Raw genomic sequence first — 24,072 nt, 5'->3', positions numbered from 1 at the left:
GGTGAGGCGTGCGCTGCTGGTGGTCGACGTGCAGAACGACTTCTGCGAGGGCGGCAGCCTCGCCGTCGAGGGGTGCTCGGCGGTGGCCGCCGCGATCACCGAGCACCTGCGGGAGGCCACCTACGCCCACGTCGTCGCCACCCGTGACCACCACGTCGACCCCGGCGGCCACTTCGCCGACGAGCCGGACTACCTGGACACGTGGCCGGCGCACTGCGTGGCCGGCACCGAGGGGGCGCAGCTGCACCCGGCGCTGGACCGGTCGCGGCTGGAGGCGGTGTTCGACAAGGGCGAGTACGCCGCGGCCTACTCCGGCTTCGAGGGACGCGCCGACGGCGTGCCGCTGGCCGACTGGTTGCACGAGCGCGGCGTGGAGGCCGTGGACGTCGCCGGGATCGCCACCGACCACTGCGTGCGCGCCACCGCCCTGGACGCCGTCTCCGAGGGCTTCGCCACGCGGGTGCTGCTGCACCTGACCGCCGGGGTGGCGCAGGCCTCCACCGACGCCGCCCTCGAGGAGCTCCGCACGGCCGGCGTCGAGCTGGCGGGCGCCGTCCACGGCAGCCATCAGCGCTACAAAGGCACCTCCCTCGGCCCAGGGAGGTGAGCGTGCGCAGGCCGGTGGGCCGACAGATCACAGGGCGTCGAGGACCTCGTCGCGGGTGAAGCCGAGGACCTGCAGGACGGCGTCGAGGTAGGGCTGGTTCAGCGCGGCGTGGGCCTGCTCGCGCACGACCGGCTTGGCGTTGAACGCGATGCCCAGCCCCGCGGCGTTGAGCATGTCGAGGTCGTTGGCGCCGTCGCCGACGGCGACCGTCTGGTCCAGCGGGATCCCGTGCTCGGCGGCGAAGCGCGCCAGCGCCCGGGCCTTGCCGGCGCGGTCGACGATCTCGCCGACCAGCCCGCCGGTCAGCTTCCCGTCGGCCACCTCGAGGGTGTTGGCCGCGGCGAAGTCCAGCCCGAGGGACCGCGCGAGAGGGTCGGTGATCTGCGTGAACCCGCCGCTGACGATCCCGCAGCGGAAGCCCAGCCGCTGCAGCGTCCGGATCAGCGTGCGCGCCCCGGGGGTGAGCTCCAGGTGCTCGCGGACCTCGTCGAGGACCTCCACCGGCAGTCCGGCGAGGGTGGCCACCCGCGCGCGCAGCGACTCGGCGAAGTCCAGCTCGCCGTTCATCGCCGCGGCGGTGATGCGGGCGACCTCGGCGGCCCGGCCGGCGCGGGCGGCCAGCTCGTCGATGACCTCGCCGCGTACCAGGGTGGAGTCGACGTCGAGGACGATCAGCCGCTTGCTGCGGCGGGCCAGCCCCACCTGCTCGACGGCGATGTCGGCGCCCGTGGTGCTGGCGACGACGGCCAGCGCGGTGCGCAGCTCGGTCGCCTCGGCGCCGGAGACGGTCAGCTCCAGGGCCGTGACCGGGTGGTCGGAGAGCCGCCGGATCGCGTCGATGTTGCCCCCGGCCCCGGCGATGGCGGTGGCCGCGCCCGCGACCGCGCCCGGGGGCACCCGCCGGCCGAGCAGGATGACGTGGTGCGGCCGGCCCGGGCGGGCGCCGTCGGGGCCCCGGTCTGACGCCGACTCCACCGCCACCTGCACCCCGGTGGCCGCCGCGACGTCGGCGGCCAGCCGCCCCAGCCCGGTGAGGAAGTCCTCCTCGTCGACCGGCCCGTCGGCCGGCAGCGCCCCGACGACGACGCCGAGGACCAGGTGCCCGTGCACCACGACCTGTTCGACGTCGACCACCTCCACGGGCGCGACGCCGGCACCGCCCTCGGCCAGCGCGCCGAACAGCCGGGCGGTCACCCCCGGCCGGTCGGCACCGGTGACCGTGAGCAGCGCGCGGGGCCCCTCCTCGGCGGACTGCGGTCGGACGCGGGGTGCGGGGTCGAGCGGCACGGCGGCCATCGTGCCGCACCGGCAGGCCCGTCCCGGCAGCCGGTGGGGGGGCGCGACGACCGCCCGGGACGCGGCGACGCCCCGCCGGCCGGAGCCGACGGGGCGTCTGGTGACGATCTGGAACGGCCGCCCTTCAGGGTCCCGCGCCGAGCCTGTGAGGCGTGGGGGAAGGGTGGTCCTTCTAGAAGGGGTCGGGGTCGTTCGGGCCCTGCCGGGCGCCGGTGCCGCCGGCCAGCTCGCTGACCCCGCCGTAGGGCTCGTGGCGCTTGCCCACGTGCGCCTCGCGCTGCAGTCGCTCGATCAGGTGCGGGTAGTGCGCCTCGAACGCCGGGCGCTCCGACCGGATCTTCGGGATCTCGGTGAAGTTGTGCCGCGGCGGCGGCGAGGAGGTGGCCCACTCCAGCGAGTTGCCGTGGCCCCACGGGTCGTCGCGCAGCGCGAGCCGGCCGTACTTCCACGACTTCACCACGTTGTAGAGCCACGGGATGGTCGAGGCACCCAGGATGAACGACCCGATCGTGGAGATCACGTGCAGGGTCGTGAACCCGTCGGTGGGCAGGTAGTCGACGTACCGGCGCGGCATGCCCTCGGTGCCCAGCCAGTGCTGGACCAGGAACGTCGTGTGGAAGCCGATGAAGACCAGCCAGAAGTGCAGCTTGCCCAGCCGCTCGTCCATCATCCGGCCGCTCATCTTGGGGAACCAGAAGTAGATGCCGGCGTAGGCGGCGAACACCACGGTGCCGAAGACGACGTAGTGGAAGTGGGCGACGACGAAGTAGCTGTCGTTGACGTGCCAGTCCAGCGGCGGGCTGGCCAGGAGGACGCCGGTGAGCCCGCCGAGGAGGAAGGTCACCAGGAAGCCGATCGAGAACAGCATCGGCGTCTCGAAGGTCAGCTGGCCGCGCCACATGGTGCCGATCCAGTTGAAGAACTTGATGCCGGTGGGAACGGCGATCAGGTACGTCAGGAAGGCGAAGAACGGCAGCAGGACCGCGCCGGTGGCGTACATGTGGTGGGCCCACACCGTCAGCGACAGGCCACCGATGAGCAGCGTCGCGCCGACCATGCCCTTGTAGCCGAACAGCGGCTTGCGCGAGAACACCGGGATGATCTCGGTGATGATGCCGAAGAACGGCAGCGCGATGATGTAGACCTCGGGGTGGCCGAAGAACCAGAACAGGTGCTGCCACAGCATCGGGCCGCCGTTCTCGTCGGAGAAGACGAGGGCGCCGAGGTTGCGGTCGGCCAGCATGCCGAGCAGCGCGGCGGTGAGGATCGGGAAGGCCAGCAGCACCAGCAGGCTGGTGACCAGCGTGTTCCAGGTGAAGATCGGCATCCGGAACAGGGTCATGCCCGGCGCCCGCAGGCAGACGATCGTGGCGGTGAAGTTGACCGCGCCGAGGATGGTGCCCAGACCGCTGACCGCCAGACCCGTGAACCACATGTTCACGCCGGCGCCGGGGGTGTGCACGACGTCGGAGAGCGGGGCGTAGGCGTACCAGCCGAAGTCGGCGGCGCCGCCGGGGGTCAGGAAGCCCGAGACGACGATGATGCTGCCGAAGAAGAACAGCCAGAACGAGAACGCGTTGAGCCGCGGGAAGGCGACGTCGGGCGCACCGATCTGCAGCGGCATGATGAGGTTCGAGAACGCGAAGAACAACGGCGTCGCGAACATCAGCAGCATGATCGTGCCGTGCATCGTGACCAGCTGGTTGTACTGCTCCGGCGAGAGGAACTGCAGGCCGGGCTGGCCCAGCTCACCGCGGATCAGCATGGCCATGAAGCCACCCACGATGAACCAGGCGAAGGCGGTGGCCATGTACATCAGGCCGATGGTCTTGTGGTCCGTGGTCCGCAGCAGGTTCGAGAGCCGCGCACCCCGCTGGACCTCGCGAGCCGGGCTCGGCCGGCTCACGATCGGTGCAGGCGCGATCGTCACGGCCGCAGCTTAGACCGTGCGTGGCCGACCCGTCGGGGCCGACCGGGCGGGCGCGCCGGTCCCCCCGGCCCGGTGTGGGGACCGTTACCGAGCCGTCATGATCAATCCGGGTTTCCGCGCAGGTCAGCGGGGGAACAGGAGCGTCTGGTCCTGGAGATCCCAGGACCCCGGCCACCTCGGCCGCCCCCTCGGGAGGTCCACCGTGGACATTCTCTGGAACATCATCGTCCTGATCGTGGTCGGCGCGATCGCCGGCTTCATCGCCCGCGCCGTCGTCCCCGGCAAGCAGTCCATGAGCGTCGGCATGACGATCGTGCTCGGCATCATCGGCTCGCTCGTCGGCAACCTGCTCGGCAGCCTCATCTTCGAGGGGCGCTTCGAGCTCGGGACCTCGGGGATCATCGGCTCGATCATCGGCGCCATCGTGGTGCTGCTGGTCTACGTGTTCGCCACGCGGGGACGCGCCCGCGGCACCCGCGTGTGACCTTCGGGCCTCCCGCGAGGCCCTGTGGTGAGTCCTCCCGGAGGGGTCCGGCCGTCCCGGCCGGGCCCCTCCGTGCGTCCGCGGGGTCAGCCGGTCCAGGTGGTGACGTCGACGGCGAGGGTGACCCGCACCCGCGGGGGCAGGCCGGCCACCGCCGCGGCCAGCCGCGCGGGCGCCAGGTGCCGGGCGTGCGGCCCCATCCCCACCACCGCGGCGACGGCCCGGTGGTCGAGCTCGAGGTGCTCCCGGTGCGCCACCGCTCCCGCCGGACGCAGGTGCGGCTCCAGCGAGCCGGCCAGCCGGGCGGCCTTGTCCGGGTCGACCCGGAGCAGCCCCAGCGGCCCGACGAGCTCGGCGAGGTGGTCCGGGGCCGGCGTCGCCACCACCAGGCGACCGCCGGGGCGCAGCACCCGGGCGGTCTCGGCCCCGTTGCGCGGGGCGAACACGACCAGCACCCGGTCGACGACGCCGTCGCGCACGGGCAGCCGCGCCCACGTGTCGGCGACGACGGCCAGCGCGCGCGGCGAGGCGCCGGCGGCACGGCGTGCGGCGTAGCGGGAGGAGTCGAGCACGACGCCCACGGCACCGGGCAGCCGCTCGAGCGCCCCGGCGAGGTGGTGCCCGGTGCCGCCGCCGAGGTCGAGCACGGACCGGGCCGGGTCTCCCCCCGCGGCGACGACGTCGGCCAGCACGCTCGTCAGTCCGGCGTACGTGCCGGCCGCCAGCACCTCGGCCCGGTCGGCGACCATCTGCGCGCTGTCGCCCGAGGGCGGCGTGCGGCCCGGTGGCAGCAGCGTGACGTGACCCTGCCGCGCCCGGTCGAAGGAGTGCCCGGCCGGGCAGCGCAGGCCGGCGTCGCCGGGCAGGGCCGACAGCGGCGCGCCGCACACCGGGCAGGCCAGCAGCGCGACGGCGCCCGGTGGCCAGGGTCGCCGGCTCACCGGGTCACCGGGGGACGGGGTGGAACGTCACCGCGGTGAGCGCGCCGCGGTCGGCGACGGCGGTGAGGAAGGTGCCGTGGGGCTGGCGGCGGCGGTCGGTGGGCGACCCGGGGTTGAGCAGCCGCAGGCCGGTGCCGGTGGTGCTGTCCCACGGGATGTGGCTGTGGCCGAAGAACAGCACGTCGGTGTCGGGGAAGCGGGCGGCGCACCGGCGCTCGCGGCCCTTGGCGTCGCCGGTCTCGTGCACGACGGCGATCCGCAGACCCTCCACCTCGGCCCGCGCGACCTCGGGCAGCCGCTCGCGCAGCGGGCCGTGGTCGTTGTTGCCGTGGACGGCGAGCAGCCGGCGCGAGCGGGCCTCCAGCAGGTCCAGGAGGGCGACGTCGACCCAGTCGCCGGCGTGCACGACGAGGTCCGCGGCGTCGACGGCGTCCCAGAGGGAGTGGGGCAGGTCACGTGCACGCTTGGGCAGGTGCGTGTCGGACGTCACCACCAGCGAGAGGGGCACCGGACCATCGTCGCAGGGCACTACGTTGCGTACGGCCGATGACCCGGTCCACCCCCGTACGAGTCCCCGAGGACCCACATGAGCCACCCGTCGTCCACGTCCGCGGACACCCCGGCCGCGGAGCCCTACGAGAAGCGCTGGCTGGCCCTCGGCGTCATCGCGATGACCGTCCTGCTGGTCATCCTCGACGCGACGATCGTCAACATCGCGCTGCCCGCCGTGTCCGCGCCCGCCTCCGAGGGCGGGCTGGACATCAGCGCGGCGACCCAGCAGTGGATCGTCACCGCCTACACCCTGACCTTCGGCGGCTTCCTGCTCCTCGGCGGCCGCATCGCCGACTTCTGGGGCCGCAAGCGCACCTACCTCGTGGGCGCGGCCGGGTTCGCCGTCGCCTCGGCGGTGGGTGGCCTCGCACAGAACGAGGCGATGCTCTTCGGCGCCCGGGCGCTGCAGGGGGTCTTCGGCGCCCTGCTGGCGCCGGCCTCGCTGGCCCTGCTCACCGTGCTGTTCACCGACCCGAGGGAGCGGGCCAAGGCCTTCGGCGTCTACGGCGCGATCGCCGGTGGCGGGTCGGCGGTCGGGCTGCTGCTCGGCGGGGTGCTGACCGAGTACGCCGACTGGCGCTGGTGCTTCTGGGTCAACCTGCCGGTCGCCCTGCTGGCCATCGCGCTGGCCATCCCGATCGTCCCGGAGAGCAAGGCACCCGGGGACACGCGGTACGACATCCCCGGCGCCGTGCTGGTGACCCTGGGCCTCGCGTCGATCGTGTACGGGTTCACCCGGGTCGCCGAGGCGTCCCAGACCAACGCCGCCGAGACCGCGGCCGCCAACGCCCAGGCGGCGGCGCAGGGCAGCACCACGCTGCTCACCCCCGAGAGCGGCTGGACCGACGGGCCGGCGTGGGTGTTCATCGTCGCCGGCCTGGTGCTGGTGGCGCTGTTCGTGCTGCTGGAGCTGCGCACCCGCAACCCGCTGCTGCCGATGCGCATCGTCCTCGACCGCAACCGCGGCGGCGCCTACCTGACCTCCACGCTGGTCGGCGCCGGGCTGATCGGGGCGTTCTTCTTCCTCAGCCTCTACTTCCAGCAGGTGCTCGGGTACACGCCGGTGCGGGCGGGGCTGGCCTCGCTGCCCACCACCCTCGGCGTCTTCGTCTCGGCCGGCGCGGCCAGCGCGCTCACCCCGCGGCTCGGGCCCAAGCCGCTCATGGTGGTCGGCGGGCTGCTGGCCGCGGCGGGCCTGTTCACCCTGTCGTTCGTCGGCCTCGGCACCAGCTTCTGGACCCTGCCCTTCCCCGGTCAGCTGCTGCTGGGCCTGGGCCTGGGCTTCACGTTCGTGCCGCTGTCCAACCTGGCGCTCGTGGGCGCCGGGGAGCAGGACGCCGGCGCCGCCAGCGCGGTGCTCAACGCCACCCAGCAGGTGGGCGCCTCGATCGGCACCGCGGTCCTCGCCTCGCTGTCGGTCGGCGCCATCAGCGCCTACACCGCGGACGCGCTGTCCTCGGGTGCGAACCCGCAGGACCCGACCGTGGGCCTGCAGGGCCAGGTGGAGGGCTACACGACGGCGTTCACCTGGGCGGCGGCCCTGCTGGTCGCCGGCTCGATCGTGGCCGGGCTGCTGATCAAGGCGACCAAGGACGACGTCCCCACCGGCGACGGCGTCGTCCACGTCGGGTAGACGAAGGACCCCGCTGCTGCCCACGCCTCGCACGCTCGGCGCGGGCCCCTGCAGCGGGGCCGTTCCAGCCGGTCACCTGCGGGCGGCCATGGCCCGCAGCCGGGCGTTGTAGGCCTCGAGCTCGGCGTCGTCGGTGCGGGCGGCGACCCGGTCGATCCGGCGGCCGCGACGCTCCTCCGAGCGCATCCAGCTCGCCAGCACGACCACCAGGACGAGGACCGTCGGCAGCTCGCCGAAGGACCAGGCGATGCTGCCGGCGGTGTTCTGGTCGGTGAGCGGGTCGACGCCCCAGCCGGCCGGCGGGTCGACGAAGGTCCGCACCACCAGCGACGACGACATCATGATCGCGACGCCGAAGAAGGCGTGCAGCGGCATCGGGATCAGCAGCTCGAGCATCCGGCCGGCGTGACCGACCTGTCGGGGCCACGGGTCCTGGGCCAGGATCGGCCCGAAGAACAGCAGCCCGGTCACGGTGAAGTGGGCGAGCATGAACTGGTGCCCGAGCGGGTCACCCATGAGGGCGTCGAAGACGGGCGTGAAGTAGACGCCGTAGAGGCTCACCAGGAACAGCGGCAGCGTGAACAGCGGGTGGGAGAGGAAGCGGGCCACCCGGCTGTGCAGGGCGTCGAGCAGCAGCGCCCGCGGCACCCCGGCCACTCCCCTCCCCCGCGGCAGCGCCCGCAGCGCGAGGGTCACCGGGCGGCCGAGCAGCAGCAGCAGCGGCGCCACCATCGACAGCACCATGTGCTGCGCCATGTGCACGCTGAACAGCACCATGCCGTAGCCGTTGAGCCAGGTCCCGGTTACGGCGAACAGCGACAGGCACCCCGCCGCCCACGACGCCGTGCGCCACCACGGCCAGGTCACGCCCGAGCGGCGCAGCCGGACCACGCCGACGAGGTAGGCGACCAGGCCGAGCAGGGCGAGCACCGGCAGCACCGACCACGCGTCGAGGTGCGGCAGGAACAGCCGTCCCCACGTGGGTGGTTCGCCGGGCACCCACATGCCCGAGTGGTGCCCGTGCTCCACCTGTACCTCCGGTCCTCCGCGGTCGCTCCCCACTGTCCCACCACGGCCCCCGGGGGTGCGGCCCCGTCGCAGGGGCCCGCCGCGAGCCTGCGAGCGGTGGGGGGCGAGGGGGTCCTCCGTCAATCGTGGACGGGGGCCTCGTGCCCGGCGTGCGCCTCGGCCTCGATCTGGAAGGTGCAGTGGGCGACGTCGAAGTGGTCGCCCAGGCACCCCGACAGCGCGTCGAGCACCCGCCCGCCGTGGCCGGCGGCCAGCGCCTCGTCGGTGACGACGACGTGCGCCGACAGCACCGGCAGGCCCGAGGTGATCGTCCAGGCGTGCAGGTCGTGCACCCCGACGACCCCGTCCACCCGGAGGATGTGGGCGCGGACCCGGTCGAGGTCGACGTCGCGCGGGGCGGCCTCGAGCAGGACGTCGAGGGACTCGCGCAGCAGGGTCCAGGCGCGCGGCAGCACCAGGGCGGCGACCAGCAGCGCGGCGACGGTGTCGGCCGGCGTCCACCCGGTGAGGGCGACGACGGCGCCGGCGAGCAGGACCGCGACCGAGCCGAGCGCGTCCCCGAGCAGTTCCAGGTGGGCGCCGCGCACGGCCAGCGACCCGCGGCGCCGGTGCAGCAGGGCCAGCCCGGCGAGGTTGGCCAGCAGCCCCGCGGCGGCGACCGCGAGCACCACCGCGGGGTCGATCTCCGGCGGGTCGCCGATGCGGCGGACGGCCTCGACGACCACCACCACCGCGACCCCGGCCAGCAGCAGCCCGTTGGCGACGGCGGCGAGGATCTCCACCCGCTGCCAGCCGAAGGTGCGCCGGCCGCGGGCCGGGCGCTGGGCGAGCGTCACCGCGCCGAGGGCCAGGCCGATCCCGAGGGCGTCGGTGGCCATGTGGCCGGCGTCGGCCAGCAGCGCCAGCGAACCCGAGACCAGGGCCCCGACGACCTCGGCCGCGAGCACCGCGAGGGTGAGCACGAGGACCGCCGCGAGCCGGCCGCGGGAGGCGCCGGCGGCAGTGCCGTGGTCGTGCCGGTGCCCGGCTCCCACCCGCGCCACCTCCCCTCGACGTCCCCTCGCAGTGTCCCCGGACGGCGCCGCCCCCTGCCCGGACCTGCCGGGAGGGGGCGCGCCGGGACGGGGTCGCGGCTACGAGACGCTGACGCCGCGCTCCTGCAGCCACGGGATCGGGTCGATCTTCTGCCCGTCGATGCCGCCGACGTGCACCTCGAAGTGCAGGTGCGGTCCGGTCGACTGACCGCGGTTGCCCAGCAGGGCGATGGTGTCGCCGGCGCGGACCACCTGGCCGGGCTGCACGAGGATCTCCTCCATGTGCCCGTAGACGGTGACGTCGCCGTTGTCGTGCTGGATGTAGACGGCGTTGCCGTACCCGCTGGCCGGGCCCGCCTCGAGGACGACGCCGTCGGCGGCGGCGTACTCGGGGGTGAGCATGGGGGCGGCGAGGTCGATGCCGGCGTGCAGGGTGCCCCAGCGGGCGCCGAAGGTGCTGGTGAGCCGGCCGCCGGCCACCGGCAGGACGGCCTTCGGCCGGGCTGCCTCCGCGGCCGCGGCGGCGGCCGCCTCGGCGGCGACCCGGTCGGCCTCGGCCTGGGCCTGGGCAGCCGCGGCGGCCTCGGCCTCGCGGGCGTTGCGGCTGGCGGTCACCTCGCCGAGCGCGGCGGCGTCGGCCTGCGCGGCGGCGTCGGCGGCCAGGTCCTCGCGGTCGAGGCCGAGCTCCTCGGCCACGCTGACCGAGGAGCTCACCGGCTCGGTGCCGTGGGCCCGGGCCACGCCGTCGCCGGCGGAGGTGCTGCCGACGGCCAGGGCGCCGACGAGCGCGGCGGCGAGGTAGAAGGCCGGGCGGCGGCGCGGCACCCGGAACCGGGAGCGCCGAGGGGAGGAGGCGACGGGCCCGTCGCCGGGCCGGACCTCCGCGGCGGGCCCGGCGACGACGGCCAGCGCCTGGGCGTCGGCGGCCTCGACCAGCTCGGCGGCGTCGGCCACGGCGGTCACCGGCTCGGCGGCGAGGACCTCCTCGACGACGTCGGCGGGCGCGGCGGCCCGGTCGTCCCCCGGGGGGTCGACGACGGTGTTGCCGGTGAGGACGACGGCCCGGACCTCGAGGCCGCCGGCGTTCCGGGTCGGCGTGGACTCCGCGGCCGAGGACGTCTCCCCCTGACGTCCCTGCGGGGTCGTGCGCCGGGCCTTCCCGGGCCAGGGGCGCCGCCGGGAGGGCGACGCCGCCGGAGCCGTGCGGAGGGTTCCGGCCGCGGTCGGTCGCGGGTCCGTCCCTCCGTCGAGGAGGCGGTCGTGGTGGAGCTCGGTCATGCACCTGACTTCCGTCGGGGACAGGGACGTCGTGCGGTGCCCGGGGGAGCGGGCGGGGCCCATGTAAACACGCCGTGACGTTTTCGTGATCTGACGACGGGGGTACAGAAGCCGGTTGGTGTGGCGTCCAGCACGGGATGACACGGACGTCTCTCCACGCACCGGTCATCTCCACTGACGGAGCGTCACCGACGCGCCGCGCACCTGGGCTGACCAGGCGCGACGAGGCTCACGTGGGGCAGGAGCCCGGAACAGACCCCCTTGACGAGGACCCGAGGAGCCCACTCATGCGCGCAGTCACCTGGCACGGACGTGCCCACGTCCAGGTCGACACCGTCCCGGACCCGACGCTGCAGGAGGACACCGACGTCATCGTCGAGATCACCTCCAGCGGCATCTGCGGGTCGGACCTGCACCTGATCGAGGTGATGGCGCCGTTCATGTCCACCGGCGACGTCATGGGGCACGAGCCGATGGGGATCGTGCGCGAGGTCGGCTCCGCGGTGACCGCCGTCAGGCCCGGTGACCGCGTCGTCGTTCCGTTCAACATCTCCTGCAACACCTGCTGGATGTGCTCGCAGGGCCTGCAGTCGCAGTGCGAGACCACGCAGAACCGCGAGCAGGGCTTCGGTGCCTCGCTGTTCGGCTACACCAAGCTCTACGGGCAGGTGCCCGGCGGTCAGGCCGAGTACCTGCGGGTGCCCTTCGGCAACACGCTGCCGATCAAGGTCCCCGACGGCCCGTCCGACGACCGCTTCGTCTACCTCTCCGACGTGCTGCCCACCTCCTGGCAGGCGGTGCAGTACGCCGCGACCCCGCCCGGGGGCACGCTGCTGGTGCTGGGCCTCGGCCCGATCGGCGACATGTGCACCCGCATCGCCGCCCACCTGGGTCAGCGCGTCGTGGCCTCCGACGTCGTCCCGGAGCGGCTGGCCCGGGCCACCGCCCGCGGCACCGAGGTGATCCGCTCCACCGACCAGGACGACGTCGTCGGCGCGATCCGCGACCTGACCGACGGCCGCGGGCCGGACGCGGTCATCGACGCGGTCGGCATGGAGGCGCACGGCTCCCCGCTCGCCTCCCTCGCGCAGAAGGCCACGGCGGTCATCCCCGACGCGATCATGGCGCCGGTGATGAAGGTCGCCGGCGTCGACCGGCTGGCCGCCCTGAACACGGCGATCGAGGCCGTCCGGCGGGGCGGGACCATCTCGCTGTCCGGGGTCTACGGCGGGGCGACCGACCCGATGCCGCTGTCGAAGATGTTCGACAAGCAGATCCAGCTGCGCATGGGCCAGGCCAACGTGTGGCGCTGGGTGCCCGACATCCTGCCGCTGCTGGTCGACGGCGACCCGCTCGGCGTCGACGACTTCGCCACCCACCGGGTCCCGCTGGAGCAGGCGCCGCAGGCCTACGCCGACTTCCGCGAGAAGAAGGACGGCGCGGTGAAGGTGCTCCTGCAGCCCCGAGCGTGAGCAGGACCACCGGCCGCGCGGGGCATGTCCCGCGCGGCCGGCGCCTTGCGGTTGGGTAGGACAACCACTCCGGACGACGACGTCCGCCTCGCCCCGTCCGCCGTCGTCCCCTGGGAGTCCCTCTCGTGCCCCGCGGTCTGCTCGCCCTCGCCATCGGCGCCTTCGGCATCGGCACCACCGAGTTCGTGGTGATGGGCATGCTGCCCGAGATCGCCGACGGTCTCGGCGTCTCGGTGTCGGCCGTCGGCCTGCTCATCTCCGCCTACGCGGTCGGCGTCGTGCTCGGCGCCCCGACGCTGACCGCGCTCGGGGTGCGCTTCCCGCCCCGGCAGACGCTGGTCGCGCTGATGGTCGTCTTCGTCGTCGGCAACGCGCTGTCGGCCCTGGCCCCCACCTACGAGACGCTGGTCGCCGCGCGGGTGCTCACCGCCCTGGCGCACGGCTCCTTCTTCGGCGTGGGCGCGGTGGCCGCGCGCCGGCTGGTCGCGCCCGAGCGGGCCACCCAGGCGATCTCGCTGATGATCACCGGCCTCACGCTGGCCAACGTCGTCGGCGTCCCCCTCGGCACGCTGGTGGCCCAGCAGCTGAGCTGGCGGCTGGTCCTCGGCGGCATCGCCGTCGTCGGGCTGGTCACCATCGCCGGCCTGCTGGCCTGGCTGCCGGCCGGCGCCGGCGAGCGCGGTGACCTGAGGTCGGAGCTGGCCGCGTTCCGCCGGGCGCAGGTGTGGCTGGTCCTGGCGCTGACCATGCTGGGGTTCGCCGCGCTGTTCGCCGTCTACAGCTACGTCACCCCGATCCTCACCGAGCTGGCCGGCCTGTCGTCGGGCTGGGTGACGCCGGTGCTGGCGCTGTTCGGCGTGGGCACCACCGTCGGCACCCTGGCCGGCGGGCGGCTCGGCGACCGCTTCGGGTTCGCCTTCGTCGCCGTCGGGCTGCTGACCACCGCCGGCCTGCTCGCGGCCTTCGCCCTGCTCGCCGGCACCCCGGCCGCCGCCGTCGTGCTGCTCGTGCTCTTCGGCACCGTCGCCTTCGCGATGGGCCCGGTGGTGCAGAACGGCGTCATCGAGGCCGCCCGCGTGCGCGGCGGGACCCTGGTGTCGGCGGCCAACCAGGCGGCGTTCAACGTGGCCAACGCGATCGGTGCGGCGCTGGGCGCGCTGGTCCTCTCCCTCGACCTCGGCTACACCGCGCCGATCTGGGTCGGCGCCGGGCTGGCCGTCGTCGGCACCGGCCTGGCGCTGCTCGTGCGGCGGGCCGACCTGCGCGAACGCGCGCGGGTCGACGCCGACGTCGCGCAGTGGCGTCGCGCGGTCGGCGACCGGCTGGACACCGCGGCCTGAGCGACACGGCGGCCTGAGCGAGGGCCCGACCCGACGGTCGGCCCCCGCCCGCACGGGTAGGAGGCGGGCATGACGACCGCCGAGAGGTCAGGACAGTTCACGCTCGGGGACCGCACGGTCCACCGCCTGGGCTACGGGGCCATGCAGCTGGCCGGGCCGCACGTCATGGGCCCGCCCGCGGACCGCGACGCCGCCGTCGCCGTGCTCCGCCGGGCCGTGGAGCTCGGCGTGGACCACGTCGACACCAGCGACTACTACGGCCCGCACGTCACCAACGAGATCATCCGCGAGGCGCTGCACCCCTACCCCGAGCACCTGACGATCGCCACCAAGGTCGGCGCGCGGCGGACCCCCGACGGCGGCTGGCCCGAGGCGCTCTCCCCCGAGGAGCTGCGCTCGGCGGTGCACGACAACCTCGAGCACCTCGGCGTCGACGTCCTCGACGTGGTGAACCTGCGGATGCCGGGCCAGGGCACCCCGGTCGAGCGCTCCCTGGCCGAGCCGTTCGGGGCGCTGGCGCAGATGCAGCAGGAGGGCCTCGTCCGCCACCTCGGCGTCTCGCACGTGACGACGCAGCAGTTCGCCGAGGCCCGCGCGATCGCCCCGGTGGTGTGCGTGCAGAACCACTACAACCTCGTGCACCGCGACGACGACCCGCTGGTCGACGCGCTGGCCCACGAGGGCATCGCCTTCGTGCCCTACTTCCCGCTCGGCGGCTTCACCCCGCTGCAGTCCGCAGCGCTGGAGACCGTGGCCCGGCGGCTGGAGACCACGCCGATGCAGGTGGCGCTGGCCTGGCTGCTGGCGCGCTCGCCCAACACCCTGCCGATCCCGGGCACCGCGTCGGTGGCCCACCTGGAGGAGAACCTGCAGGCCGCGGCGCGGGTGCTCGGGCCCGTGGAGCTGGAGGAGCTCGACCGGATCGGCGGCACCGGGGAGCCCGACGTCGACCTCTGAGCGCTCACCCGGCCACACCCGCCCCGACCGGGCCGAGCACCCGGTCGAGGTGGGCGTTGCCGAGGACGCCGCCGGGGTCGAGCCGGGCCCGCAGCGCGGTGAACTCGGCGAACCGCGGGTAGCGGGCGGCCAGCGCGGCGGCGTCGAGGCCGTGCTGCTTGCCCCAGTGCGGCCGGCCGCCGGCGGCGCCGGTGATCGCCTCGAACGCCGCGAAGAAGCCGCCGGGATCGCTGCGCGCGGGCACGTGGACGGCGACGTAGGCGGTGTCGCGCCCGCACGCGGTCGACAGCGGGACGTCGTCGGCGGCCGCGACCCGCACCTCGACCGGGAACGGGACGCGCCACGGCCCGGCGTCGACCGCCCGGCGCAGCTCCGCGAGCACCGCGGGGGCGGCCCCCCGCGGGACCGCGTACTCCATCTCCCTGAACCGCACCCGCCGGCGGGAGACGAACACGCGGTGGCTGAGGTCGGTGTGGGTCCGCGTGCCCCACGCGCGCGCCGAGAGCTCGGCCAGGGGCGGGACGAGCACCGGCACCCGGCGGCCGGCCGCGACGACGGCGGCGAACCCGGCGTTGGCCAGCACCTCGTCCTCCCACAGCGCCCGGGCCCGCGACGGCGGCGCCACCTCCGACAGCGGTACCCGGGTGTTGCGCTTGAGCAGGCACCGGTCGGTGTGCGGGAACCAGTAGAACTCGACGTGGTCGGTCGAGGTCACGACCTCCTCGAAGGAGGCCAGCAGGTCCGGCAGCCGCGCCGGGCCCTCCTCGGCCCGCAGCGCGAAGGCGGGCACGGCCTGCAGGGCCACGGTGGTCAGCACGCCGAGCGCGCCGAGCCCGACGCGGGCGGCGGAGAAGACCTCGGGGTGCTCGTCCGGGGAGCAGCGCAGCACGCCGCCGTCGGCGGTGACGAGCTCCAGCGCCCGCAGCTGGGTGGCCAGCCCGCCGAAGCGCGCCCCGGTGCCGTGCGTGCCGGTGGACACCGCGCCGGCGACGGTCTGCCGGTCGATGTCGCCGAGGTTGGTCAGCGCCCAGCCGCGGGCGGCGAGCTCCCCGTTGAGCCGGTGCAGGGGCATGCCGGCCTGCACGGTGACCAGGCCGGCGTCGTCGACGTCGAGCAGCGCGGCGTGCCGGCGGAGGGTGAGCGCCACGTCCTCCGGCCGGCCGATGCCGCTGAAGGAGTGGCCGCTGCCCAGCGCCGTCACCCGGCGGCCCGCGGCGGCGGCCGCCCGCACCTGCGCGGCGACCTCCTCCGTGCCGGCCGGGGCGAGGACGGTCAGCCCGCCCGCCCGCTGGTCGCCCGCCCAGTTGCGCCACGTGTCCGTGCGCAGAGTGCCCGTGCGCAGGGTGCCCGCCACGTCGTCCTCCCGGTGTCCGCGGCAGTCTGTCGGGCCCGGCACCGCCCGTCGAGGACCCTTGCCGCTGACTCCGCCGCCCGGGAGGCTCCCCGACCGTGACCGCCCGGGCCCGCCTCGACGCCGCCACCGCCGACCTCGACCCGCCGCTGGCCGTCGTCGACCTCGACGCGCTCGACGCCAACGCCGACGACCTGGTGCGCCGGGCGGGCGGGCGGCCGGTGCGGGTGGCGAGCAAGTCCGTCCGCTGCCGCGCGGTGCTGCGGCGGGTGCTGGCCCGGCCGGGCTTCGCCGGCGTGCTCGCGTACTCCCTGGCCGAGGCGCTGTGGCTGGCGGGGGGCGAGGACCCGGTCAGCGACGACGTCGTCGTCGGCTACCCGTCGGCCGACCGGTCGGCGCTGCGCCGCCTGGTGGCCGACCCGGTGCTCGCCGCCCGGGTGACGCTGGTGGTCGACTCCCCCGACCACCTCGACCTCGTCGACGCCGTGGCCGCCCCCGGCCGCCGGCCGCCGGTGCGCGTCTGCCTCGACCTCGACGCCTCGCTGCGCGCCGCGGGCGGGCGGGTGCACCTCGGCGTGCGCCGGTCGCCGGTGCACGACCCGGCCGGTGCGGCGGCGCTGGCGCGGGCCGTGCACGACCGGCCCGGGTTCAGGCTGGCCGGCCTGATGGCCTACGAGGCGCAGGTGGCCGGGGTGCCCGACGCGCCGCCCGGCAGACCGCTGCGGGCCCTCGCGGTCCGCGGCGTGCAGGCCCTGTCGATGCGCGAGCTGGCCCGGCGGCGGGCCGCCGCGGTGGCCGCCGTCTCCGCGGTGGCGCCGCTGGAGTTCGTCAACGGCGGCGGCACCGGCAGCCTCGAGCGCACCGCGGCCGACCCCGCGGTGACCGAGCTGGCCGCCGGGTCGGGGCTGTACCGGCCCACGCTGTTCGACGGCTACCGCACCGTCCGCGGGGAGCCGGCGCTGCTGTTCGCGCTGGCGGTCACCCGGCGCCCGGCCCCCGGCATCGTCACCGTGGCGGCGGGCGGCTGGATCGCCTCCGGCCCGCCCGGCCCCGACCGCTCCCCGCGGCCGGTACACCCGGCGGGGCTGCGGCTGCTCGGCACCGAGGGCGCCGGGGAGGTGCAGACGCCGCTGCGCGGTCCCGGCGCCCGGGGCCTGGCGGTCGGCGACCGGGTGTGGTTCCGCCACGCCAAGGCCGGTGAGGTGTGCGAGCACGTCGACGTCGTGCACACCCTCGCCGGTGACCGGCTCACCGGCGCCGTCCCGACCTACCGCGGCGAGGGCCGCGCCTTCGGGTGAGGCCGGCCGCGGACCGGGCGTTGACCATCGGCTCGTTGCCGCCCATACCGGCGCGTCCGCGCGCGTCTGCGGCGAGGACCCGATGATCGACTCGGACCGGCGGCAGGCTAGTCGGCGTCGTTGGCCAGCCAGGCGCGGGCCTCGGCGGCCTCCTCCGGGGTGAGCCCGCCCGAGCCCTCCGGGTGGTCGACCTGGGCGTCGATCCAGCGGCGGTGCGCCTCCCAGGCCGACTGGCGCGTTGCGCCCAGCGCGCGGCCGATCTGCGCCCAGGACGCCCCGGTCGTGCGGGCGGTGCGCACCGTGAGCTGCCGGCCCTGGGCGGCGCGGCGGACGATCACCTCGCCGAGGGCGAGCAGCTCCAGGGCCTCCTCGCGGCTCAGCGGGCGCGGGCCGGTGGGGTCGTCGGGGTCGGCCAGCGAGTCGCGGGCCCGCAGCTCGTCGTAGCGGCGGACGGCGCCGGCGAGGGTGTAGCGGCGCTCGAGGTCGTCGACGTCCATGACCCATCATCCGTCAGGACGTCCTGACGGGCCATCACCGCGCCCGGGCGACCCGGGCCTCGTCGAACACCGGCTCGGCCGACTCGTACACCCGCCCGTCGGCGCCGAAGACGAGGAACCGGTCGAAGGAGCGGGCGAACCAGCGGTCGTGGGTGACGGCGAGCACCGTGCCGTCGAAGGCAGCGAGGGCCTCCTCCAGCGACTCCGCCGACAGCACGTCGAGGTTGTCGGTGGGCTCGTCGAGCAGCAGCAGCGTGGCGCCGGACAGCTCGAGCACGAGGATCTGGAAGCGCGCCTGCTGCCCGCCCGACATCGTCCGGAACGGCTGGTCGGCGGAGTCGGTGAGCCCGTAGCGGCGCAGCACCGCCATGGCCCGGCCGCGGTCGACCCCCGGCCGCCCGGGCTCGCCGTGCCAGAGCAGGTCCACCGGCGTGCGGTCGAGCCACTCGGGGTGGGCGTGGGTCTGGGCGAAGAACCCGGGGACGACGCGGGCGCCGAGCCGCCAGGAGCCGGTGTGCGCGACGTCCTGCCCGGCCAGCAGCCGCAGGAAGTGCGACTTGCCCGCCCCGTTCGCCCCCAGCACGCCGACCCGGTCGCCGTACCAGACCTCCAGGTCGAACGGCTGCATCAGCCCGGTCAGCTCCAGCTGCTCGGCCACGACCGCGCGCTGTCCGGTGCGGCCGCCGCGCAGCCGCATGGCCACCTTCTGCTCCGGCGGGCGGTCCGGCGGCGGGCCGGCGGCCTCGAACTTCGCCAGCCGCGTCTGCATCGCCCGGTAGCGCGAGGCCATGTCCGGCGAGTTGGCCGCCTGCTGCTGCAGTGTGCGCACCAGGTCGACCAGCCGCTGGTGCTCCTCGTCCCACCGCAGCCGCAGCTCCGCCATCCGCTCGTGCCGCGCGGCGCGGGCCTCCGGGTAGCTCGCGAACCCGCCGCCGTGCACCCACGCCGTCCCGCCTTCGACGGTGACCACCCGGTCGGCGACGCGGGAGAGCAGCTCGCGGTCGTGGCTGACGAACAGCACCGTCTTGCGGGTGTCGAGCAGCCGCTCCTCCAGCCAGCGCTTGCCCGGGACGTCGAGGTAGTTGTCCGGCTCGTCGAGCAGCAGCACCTCCTCGGGCCCGCGCAGCAGCGCCTCCAGCGCCAGGCGCTTCTGCTCGCCGCCCGACAGGGTCGACAGCTCGCGGTACTTGCACCGGTCGTAGGGCACGCCCAGGGCCGCGACGGTCACGGTGTCCCACGTGACCTCGGCGTCGTAGCCGCCGGCGTCGCCCCACTGCGCCAGCGCGTCGGCGTAGGCCAGCTGCGCGGGCTCGTCGTCGGTCTCCATGAGGGCGAGCTCGGCGGCCTCGACGGCGTCCCACGCGGCGCGCACGGCCGGTGCGGACAGCTCGACGAGGAAGCGCTGCACGGTGGTGTCGTCGCGCACCGAGCCGACGAACTGCCGCATGACGCCGAGACCGCCGCTGCGGGCGACGGCGCCGGCCTCGGGGACGAGGTCCCCGGCGACGATCCGCAGCAGCGTCGTCTTCCCGGCGCCGTTCTCCCCGACCAGTGCCGCCCGGGCGCCCTCGCCGACGCGGAAGGAGACCTCGTCCAGCAGCACCCGGCCGTCCGGCAGCGTGTGCCGGACCCCGCTCACGTCGACGTAGCCCACCGGGTCATCGTCGGCGGCGGGGCAAGCGGATTCAGCCGACCGACTCCAGGCGGGTGCGCGCCAGCCGCTCGACCATCTCCGGCAGCGCGGTGACCGGGACGCCGCTGAGGTCGCGGCGGCAGGAGGCGACGACCGTGCCGATCACCTGGGGCCGCAGCCGCGGGCGGAACTCCTCCACGAGTCGGGCCACCGCCTCGTCGACGGAGGTGTCGGCGACGGCGGCGTACTCGGGGATCGCGGTCATGCGCAGGCGGGCCCTCTCGTCCGTTCCCGTTTCGTTACCCGGCAGAACCAGCGTGGCGCTCCCACCCCACCGGCACCAGGGACCAAGGTCCACCCGTCGGCGGTCAGCCGGGGAAGAACTCGTTCCGCCGGTCGGAGGTGGCCGCCGCGGCGTCGCGCAGCAGTGCGGCGAGCTCACCGGTGTCGACGCGGTCGAGGGAGGAGAAGCGGATGCAGCTCTTCCCGCAGGACACCGTGCCCAGCCGCGCGGCGCGCGCCTCGGGCAGGTACTGCCCGTCGACGACGGCGCAGACGTAGAGCGACAGGTGCCGCTTCTGCGCGGCGAGGGCGACCAGCGGCCACCGCGTCGTCTCCTTCGCCGACCGCGGCCGGTAGGGCATCAGCCCGTAGCCGAGCACCTGCCCGGAGCCGGCGGGGACGAGCTGCCGGTCGAGGCCGGGCGCGGCCTCGCGCACCAGCGCGTCGACGCGGCGCAGCTCATCGGCGCGCGGGCCGGCGGCGGCGAACCACTCCTCGACCGGGTCGGTCACGGCGGCCTCCTCACTGCAGCACCAGGGACAGCACCGTCGCGCCGGCGGCCAGCACCAGCGCGAGGACGACCACCGCGGCCACCAGCCGCCGTCGCCGCTCGGCCCCGGGCCCGCCGGCCCCGCCCATGCCCATCACGCCGCCGACGCTATCGGCCGGCACCGACGGGAGGAGCCGGCCGCCGTCCCCAGAGCAGCGTGTCCAGGGCGGTGCCGGCCGGGGTCTCCCGGCGCACCTGCCCGAGCCGGTCGACGTCGAGCAGGGCGGCCACCGGCGCCAGGCGGGCGGCGCTGTGCAGGATCGCGGGGTCCTGCGGGCCGCCGGTCCCGTGCGCCAGGTTGTCCAGGTCGTGGCCGAGCAGCAGGAACCGCCCGCCGGGCCGCAGCCACCCGACGGCGCGCCGCAGCAGGTCGGTCATCGCCGGGTCGGGCAGGTGCAGGTAGGCGACCAGCACGAGGTCCAGCGAGTCCGGGTCGGCCGACCAGCCGGTGACGTCGGCGGTGACCCAGGTGACGCGGTCGGCGTCGGGCTGCGCCTGTCCGCGGGCCAGGCCGGTGGCGGAGAAGTCGACCGCGGTCACCCGCCAGCCCAGCCGGGCCAGCCACAGTGCGTGCCGCCCCTCCCCCGCGGCCACGTCGACCGCCTCGCCCGGCGGCAGGCCGCTCACGAGCTCGGCCACCAGCGCGTTGGGCTCCCCCGACCACTGCTGCCGCTCGCCGTAGCGCGCGTCCCAGTCCTCCGCCTGCACGGGCGGCAGTGTGGCAGCGCCCGCCCTGCCGTGCGGCCGGTGCGCGGCCGGGCCAGGCTGGTCCGGGTGAGCACGGTCCGGCTGGCGCCCGTCGAGCCGGAGCACCTCCCCGGGCTGCTGCCGTGGTTCGACGACCCCGAGACGCAGCGCCGGCTGGGCGGGCGCGACTGGCCCGCGCGGGAGTTCGCGCTGCGCAGCACGGTGTGGACCGACGAGTTCCGCGGCCGGCGGGTGCTGCGCTCGTGCACCTTCGTCGCGCTCGACGACGACGGCGTGGTGGTCGCCCAGGTCGGCGGCGACGTCTACGACCGCTGGACGGTGTGGGACCCGGCGACCGAGCGGGTGCTGGCGACCGACCCCCGCCGGACGATGGGCGCGGCCTACGTCGTCGCGCCGTCCCGCCGCGGCCGCGGGATCGGCGCGGCGACGCTGCGGGCCCTGGTCGCCGCGCCGGAGACCGCCGACGTCGAGCAGTTCGTCCTCGGCATCGAGCCGGACAACACCGCGAGCCTGCGCGCCGCGGCCGCCGCCGGGTTCACCGCGCTGACCACCGAGCCCGACGCGGAGGACGTGGTCTACCTGCACCTGGTGCGCTGAGGCCCGCTCCCGTCCGCGGGCCGTGGCAGGGTCGCTCCATGACCACGCCGCAGGTCCCGCCGCAGGAGGTCGCGCTGCTGCGGCTGGTGGCCCAGCGGGTCGCCGGGCCGCCGTTCCCCGACGCCGCGGCCGCCGTCCGGGGGCTGCTGGCCGTGCAGGGCCAGGACTGGCCGGGTGCGCTGACGTCGGTGGCGCTGCGCACCGCCGACCGGTCCCGGGCCGGCGTCGAGGCGGCGCTGGCCGACGGCAGCGTCGTCCGCTCGTGGCCGATGCGCGGCACGCTGCACCTGACGCCGGCCGAGGACCTGCCCTGGATGCTCGACCTGCTCGGCGCCCGCGCGCTGGCCGGCGCGGCCAAGCGGCGCGCGGTCGTCGGCCTGACCGAGGCCGACCTCGAGCGCTCGCGGGAGACGGCGGTGGCCGCCCTCTCCGGCGGCCGGCGGCTGGGCCGCCGGGAGCTGCTGGCCACGCTGGCCGACGGCGGCTGCGACGTCGCGGGCCAGAAGGGCTACCACACGCTCTGGTACCTCGCGCAGACCGGGACGCTGGTCCTCGGCCCGCCCGAGGGCACCGACCAGGCGTTCGTGCTGCTCGACGAGTGGATCCGGCGGCCCCGGCAGCTGGCCGGCGAGGAGGCGCTGGCCGAGCTGGCGCTGCGCTTCTTCACCGGGCACGGGCCGGCCACCGTCGCCGACCTGGTCCGCTGGGCGGGGACGACGGTGCGCGACGCGCGGGCCGGGCTCGCCCTGGTGCGCGACCGGCTGGCGGCGGTCGACGTCGGCGGCACCGAGATGCTCATGGACCCGGAGACGCCCGACCGGCTGGCCGGCTGCCGCGCCGAGGCCGCGGGGCTGCACCTGCTGCCCGGCTTCGACGAGATCGTCCTGGGCTACGCCGACCGCAGCTGCACCGTGCCGGCCGAGCACGCCGACCGGATCGTGCCCGGCGGCAACGGCGTCTTCCGCCCCACCGTCGTCACCGGCGGGTGCGCGGTGGGCACCTGGCGGTGGACCGGCACCGGCGCGCGGCGGACGGTGACCGTCGAGCCGTTCACCACGCTGCCCGACGGCGTCGCCGAGCAGGTGTCCGCACGGGCCGCCGCACTGCCCTGAGCGCCGCGCTGCCCGCGGTGGCCGGGCGGCGGGCGCCGCAGCAGGGTGGGCGCATGGAGTACACGCGGCTGGGCGCGACCGGCCTGGAGGTCTCGCGGATCTGCCTGGGGATGATGAGCTTCGGCGAGCCGGGGCGCGGGATGACGCCGTGGAGCCTGCCCGAGGACGAGGCGATGCCGCTGATCCGCACGGCGCTCGAGGCCGGCGTGACCTTCCTCGACACCGCCAACGTCTACTCCGCCGGCTCCAGCGAGGAGATCACCGGGCGGGCGATCCGGGAGTTCACCACCCGCGACGACGTCGTCCTGGCCACCAAGGTGCACGGCCGGATGCGCCCGGGCCCCAACGGCGGCGGGCTGTCGCGGGTGGCCGTCCTGCGGGAGCTCGAGGCGAGCCTGCGGCGGCTGCAGGTCGACCACGTCGACCTCTACCAGATCCACCGCTGGGACCCGGACACGCCGATCGAGGAGACCCTCGAGGCGCTGGACTCGGCCGTGCGCTCCGGCAAGGTGCGCTACCTGGGCGCGAGCAGCATGTGGGCCTGGCAGTTCAGCAAGGCGCTGCACACCGCCGGCGAGCACGGCTGGCACCGCTTCGTGTCGATGCAGGACCACTACAACCTGCTCAACCGCGAGGAGGAGCGGGAGATGCTGCCGCTGTGCGCCGACCAGGGCATCGGCGTGGTGCCGTGGAGCCCGCTGGCCCGCGGCCGGCTCACCCGCGACTGGGACGAGACGACGCACCGCTCGGAGAACGACGCGTTCGGCAGCCGCCTCTACGACGAGCGCAGCGACCGCGCGGTCGTCGAGGCGGTGGCCGACGTGGCCGACGAGCGGGGCGTCCCCCGCGCGCAGGTGGCGCTGGCCTGGCTGCTGAGCAAGCCGGTGGTCACCGCGCCCATCGTCGGCGTCACGAGGGCGGCGCACCTCGACGATGCCGTCGCCGCCGTCGACCTGCACCTCACCGACGACGAGGTCACCCGGCTCGAGGCGCCCTACCGCCCGCACGCCGTCGCCGGCTTCTGAGCCGCCGGTACTCCCGCAGCACCAGCACGACGATCGCGAGGTCGAGCACGGCCGCGACCCCGAGCGACCACGAGCCGCGGGTCACGGCCCCGTGGGCCTCGTACGCGCAGAACACCCCGAGGACGGCGACCGCGACCGGGTACGCGGGCAGCACCTCCCGCAGCAGGGCGACGACGAGACCGAGCTTCACCAGCCCGTGCAGGACCAGGTAGACGACGGCGAAGGTCCGGTCGCTGCCGACGAGGTGCGCCTCCCCGGCGGCGAAGCGCTCGGCCAGGGCGCCGTCCGGGCTGCCGAGGAGGTGGTGGGCGACGACCGCGCGAGTCACCCCACCGAGCTCGCGGGCACCCACGACCAGCAGCGCTCCACCGGCGAGCAGCTCCACCGCGCCGTCGAGTCCCTTGACGTACAGCGCGGCCCGCAGCAGCCGGTCGGTGGTCGTGCCCGGCATGCTCCCGGTGCCGGG

At 75.5% G+C, this 24,072-nt stretch carries 25 protein-coding genes; 10 read left to right on the top strand and 15 right to left on the bottom strand.

The window, feature by feature from the left end:
• Position 1: 1 nt before the first annotated feature.
• Positions 2 to 607 carry a nicotinamidase gene (locus CHC04_RS22625; RefSeq protein WP_089406217.1) on the top strand — a complete coding sequence of 202 codons (606 nt, stop codon included), beginning with the start codon at positions 2 to 4 and terminating at the stop codon, positions 605 to 607.
• A 27-nt stretch (positions 608 to 634) separates the two neighbouring features.
• On the opposite strand, the gene serB is transcribed toward CHC04_RS22625, so the two are convergent.
• Positions 635 to 1,903: a phosphoserine phosphatase SerB gene (gene serB, locus CHC04_RS22620; protein WP_089406216.1), complete on the bottom strand. Its 1,269-nt coding sequence runs from the start codon at positions 1,901 to 1,903 to the stop codon at positions 635 to 637.
• Between the two features lie 172 nt (positions 1,904 to 2,075).
• Positions 2,076 to 3,833, bottom strand: coding sequence for an aa3-type cytochrome oxidase subunit I (gene ctaD, locus CHC04_RS22615; RefSeq protein ID WP_089406215.1), 1,758 nt, complete (start codon positions 3,831 to 3,833; stop codon positions 2,076 to 2,078).
• 202 nt (positions 3,834 to 4,035) lie between these two features.
• On the opposite strand from ctaD, the gene CHC04_RS22610 reads away from it, so the two are divergent.
• Entirely contained in the window at positions 4,036 to 4,317 is a 282-nt protein-coding gene (locus CHC04_RS22610; RefSeq protein WP_245817673.1) for a GlsB/YeaQ/YmgE family stress response membrane protein, read from the top strand.
• A gap of 86 nt (positions 4,318 to 4,403) precedes the next feature.
• Here the strand turns inward: CHC04_RS22610 and CHC04_RS22605 are convergent, their stop codons facing one another.
• Positions 4,404 to 5,258 carry a putative RNA methyltransferase gene (locus tag CHC04_RS22605; protein WP_089406214.1) on the bottom strand — a complete coding sequence of 285 codons (855 nt, stop codon included), beginning with the start codon at positions 5,256 to 5,258 and terminating at the stop codon, positions 4,404 to 4,406.
• A gap of 4 nt (positions 5,259 to 5,262) precedes the next feature.
• The gene (locus tag CHC04_RS22600; protein ID WP_089406213.1) at positions 5,263 to 5,766 is read right to left on the bottom strand and encodes a metallophosphoesterase family protein; all 504 of its coding nucleotides are present in this window, start codon (positions 5,764 to 5,766) and stop codon (positions 5,263 to 5,265) included.
• Positions 5,767 to 5,844: 78 nt separating this feature from the next.
• On the opposite strand from CHC04_RS22600, the gene CHC04_RS22595 reads away from it, so the two are divergent.
• The gene (locus tag CHC04_RS22595; RefSeq protein WP_089406212.1) at positions 5,845 to 7,443 is read left to right on the top strand and encodes an MFS transporter; all 1,599 of its coding nucleotides are present in this window, start codon (positions 5,845 to 5,847) and stop codon (positions 7,441 to 7,443) included.
• 72 nt (positions 7,444 to 7,515) lie between these two features.
• Here CHC04_RS22595 and CHC04_RS22590 read toward each other — a convergent pair whose 3' ends face one another.
• The 3 genes from CHC04_RS22590 to CHC04_RS22580 all read right to left on the bottom strand — a co-directional run bounded on the left by CHC04_RS22590 (position 7,516) and on the right by CHC04_RS22580 (position 10,784).
• Positions 7,516 to 8,472 (bottom strand): cytochrome c oxidase assembly protein, encoded by a 957-nt coding sequence (locus tag CHC04_RS22590; RefSeq protein ID WP_089406211.1) that lies wholly within the window; start codon positions 8,470 to 8,472, stop codon positions 7,516 to 7,518.
• 119 nt (positions 8,473 to 8,591) lie between these two features.
• Entirely contained in the window at positions 8,592 to 9,506 is a 915-nt protein-coding gene (locus CHC04_RS22585) for a cation diffusion facilitator family transporter (RefSeq protein ID WP_089406210.1), read from the bottom strand.
• 99 nt (positions 9,507 to 9,605) lie between these two features.
• Complete coding sequence (locus CHC04_RS22580; protein ID WP_089406209.1) at positions 9,606 to 10,784, bottom strand: M23 family metallopeptidase; 1,179 nt, start codon at positions 10,782 to 10,784, stop codon at positions 9,606 to 9,608.
• Between the two features lie 287 nt (positions 10,785 to 11,071).
• Here CHC04_RS22580 and CHC04_RS22575 point away from each other — a divergent pair, with 287 nt between their 5' ends.
• From CHC04_RS22575 to CHC04_RS22565, 3 genes are all read left to right on the top strand, one after another.
• Positions 11,072 to 12,256, top strand: a complete 1,185-nt coding sequence (locus CHC04_RS22575) for an alcohol dehydrogenase catalytic domain-containing protein (RefSeq protein ID WP_089406208.1) — start codon at positions 11,072 to 11,074, stop codon at positions 12,254 to 12,256.
• A 125-nt stretch (positions 12,257 to 12,381) separates the two neighbouring features.
• Complete coding sequence (locus tag CHC04_RS22570; RefSeq protein ID WP_089406207.1) at positions 12,382 to 13,596, top strand: MFS transporter; 1,215 nt, start codon at positions 12,382 to 12,384, stop codon at positions 13,594 to 13,596.
• Between the two features lie 69 nt (positions 13,597 to 13,665).
• The gene (locus CHC04_RS22565) at positions 13,666 to 14,553 is read left to right on the top strand and encodes an oxidoreductase (protein WP_089406206.1); all 888 of its coding nucleotides are present in this window, start codon (positions 13,666 to 13,668) and stop codon (positions 14,551 to 14,553) included.
• Between the two features lie 4 nt (positions 14,554 to 14,557).
• Here the strand turns inward: CHC04_RS22565 and CHC04_RS22560 are convergent, their stop codons facing one another.
• On the bottom strand, positions 14,558 to 15,907 hold the full coding sequence (locus CHC04_RS22560; protein ID WP_245817670.1) for a D-arabinono-1,4-lactone oxidase: 1,350 nt from the start codon (positions 15,905 to 15,907) through the stop codon (positions 14,558 to 14,560).
• A gap of 95 nt (positions 15,908 to 16,002) precedes the next feature.
• Here CHC04_RS22560 and CHC04_RS22555 point away from each other — a divergent pair, with 95 nt between their 5' ends.
• Entirely contained in the window at positions 16,003 to 17,202 is a 1,200-nt protein-coding gene (locus CHC04_RS22555) for an amino acid deaminase/aldolase (RefSeq protein WP_089406205.1), read from the top strand.
• 107 nt (positions 17,203 to 17,309) lie between these two features.
• Here the strand turns inward: CHC04_RS22555 and CHC04_RS22550 are convergent, their stop codons facing one another.
• The 6 genes from CHC04_RS22550 to CHC04_RS22530 all read right to left on the bottom strand — a co-directional run bounded on the left by CHC04_RS22550 (position 17,310) and on the right by CHC04_RS22530 (position 20,872).
• On the bottom strand, positions 17,310 to 17,699 hold the full coding sequence (locus CHC04_RS22550; protein WP_089406204.1) for a hypothetical protein: 390 nt from the start codon (positions 17,697 to 17,699) through the stop codon (positions 17,310 to 17,312).
• 34 nt (positions 17,700 to 17,733) lie between these two features.
• Positions 17,734 to 19,353 (bottom strand): ABC-F family ATP-binding cassette domain-containing protein, encoded by a 1,620-nt coding sequence (locus tag CHC04_RS22545; protein ID WP_089406203.1) that lies wholly within the window; start codon positions 19,351 to 19,353, stop codon positions 17,734 to 17,736.
• Positions 19,354 to 19,384: 31 nt separating this feature from the next.
• Positions 19,385 to 19,597 carry a three-helix bundle dimerization domain-containing protein gene (locus CHC04_RS22540; RefSeq protein ID WP_089406202.1) on the bottom strand — a complete coding sequence of 71 codons (213 nt, stop codon included), beginning with the start codon at positions 19,595 to 19,597 and terminating at the stop codon, positions 19,385 to 19,387.
• 103 nt (positions 19,598 to 19,700) lie between these two features.
• The gene (locus CHC04_RS22535) at positions 19,701 to 20,126 is read right to left on the bottom strand and encodes a DUF1801 domain-containing protein (protein ID WP_089406201.1); all 426 of its coding nucleotides are present in this window, start codon (positions 20,124 to 20,126) and stop codon (positions 19,701 to 19,703) included.
• Positions 20,127 to 20,136: 10 nt separating this feature from the next.
• Entirely contained in the window at positions 20,137 to 20,286 is a 150-nt protein-coding gene (locus CHC04_RS24400) for a hypothetical protein (protein WP_176450150.1), read from the bottom strand.
• Positions 20,273 to 20,872 (bottom strand): class I SAM-dependent methyltransferase, encoded by a 600-nt coding sequence (locus CHC04_RS22530; protein ID WP_089406276.1) that lies wholly within the window; start codon positions 20,870 to 20,872, stop codon positions 20,273 to 20,275. Before CHC04_RS22530 ends, CHC04_RS24400 begins: the two co-directional genes overlap by 14 nt.
• Before the next feature lie 66 nt (positions 20,873 to 20,938).
• Between CHC04_RS22530 and CHC04_RS22525 the strand changes: the two genes are divergently transcribed.
• The 3 genes from CHC04_RS22525 to CHC04_RS22515 are packed head-to-tail and all read left to right on the top strand — an operon-like array spanning position 20,939 to position 23,606.
• Entirely contained in the window at positions 20,939 to 21,469 is a 531-nt protein-coding gene (locus CHC04_RS22525; RefSeq protein WP_176450152.1) for a GNAT family N-acetyltransferase, read from the top strand.
• A 38-nt stretch (positions 21,470 to 21,507) separates the two neighbouring features.
• Positions 21,508 to 22,581 carry a winged helix DNA-binding domain-containing protein gene (locus CHC04_RS22520; protein WP_089406200.1) on the top strand — a complete coding sequence of 358 codons (1,074 nt, stop codon included), beginning with the start codon at positions 21,508 to 21,510 and terminating at the stop codon, positions 22,579 to 22,581.
• 53 nt (positions 22,582 to 22,634) lie between these two features.
• On the top strand, positions 22,635 to 23,606 hold the full coding sequence (locus CHC04_RS22515; RefSeq protein WP_089406199.1) for an aldo/keto reductase: 972 nt from the start codon (positions 22,635 to 22,637) through the stop codon (positions 23,604 to 23,606).
• On the opposite strand, the gene CHC04_RS22510 is transcribed toward CHC04_RS22515, so the two are convergent.
• A complete protein-coding gene (locus CHC04_RS22510; protein ID WP_089406198.1) occupies positions 23,557 to 24,057 on the bottom strand; it encodes a DUF2127 domain-containing protein in 501 nt (166 codons plus the stop codon). The genes CHC04_RS22515 and CHC04_RS22510 overlap by 50 nt on opposite strands.
• Between the last annotated feature and the right edge of the window lie 15 nt (positions 24,058 to 24,072).

Source organism: Geodermatophilus saharensis, from assembly GCF_900188205.1.
Taxonomy (GTDB): domain Bacteria; phylum Actinomycetota; class Actinomycetes; order Mycobacteriales; family Geodermatophilaceae; genus Geodermatophilus; species Geodermatophilus saharensis.
This window is presented reverse-complemented; position numbering and strand designations above follow the sequence as displayed.

Coding starts and splice junctions, on each gene's coding strand:
- serB (WP_089406216.1), bottom strand. CDS start 1,903: ATGGCCGCCGTGCCGCTCGACCCCGCACCCCGCGTCCGACCGCAGTCC.
- CHC04_RS22595 (WP_089406212.1), top strand. CDS start 5,845: ATGAGCCACCCGTCGTCCACGTCCGCGGACACCCCGGCCGCGGAGCCC.
- CHC04_RS22580 (WP_089406209.1), bottom strand. CDS start 10,784: ATGACCGAGCTCCACCACGACCGCCTCCTCGACGGAGGGACGGACCCG.
- CHC04_RS22575 (WP_089406208.1), top strand. CDS start 11,072: ATGCGCGCAGTCACCTGGCACGGACGTGCCCACGTCCAGGTCGACACC.
- CHC04_RS22565 (WP_089406206.1), top strand. CDS start 13,666: ATGACGACCGCCGAGAGGTCAGGACAGTTCACGCTCGGGGACCGCACG.
- CHC04_RS22550 (WP_089406204.1), bottom strand. CDS start 17,699: ATGGACGTCGACGACCTCGAGCGCCGCTACACCCTCGCCGGCGCCGTC.
- CHC04_RS22540 (WP_089406202.1), bottom strand. CDS start 19,597: ATGACCGCGATCCCCGAGTACGCCGCCGTCGCCGACACCTCCGTCGAC.
- CHC04_RS22520 (WP_089406200.1), top strand. CDS start 21,508: ATGACCACGCCGCAGGTCCCGCCGCAGGAGGTCGCGCTGCTGCGGCTG.
- CHC04_RS22515 (WP_089406199.1), top strand. CDS start 22,635: ATGGAGTACACGCGGCTGGGCGCGACCGGCCTGGAGGTCTCGCGGATC.
- CHC04_RS22510 (WP_089406198.1), bottom strand. CDS start 24,057: ATGCCGGGCACGACCACCGACCGGCTGCTGCGGGCCGCGCTGTACGTC.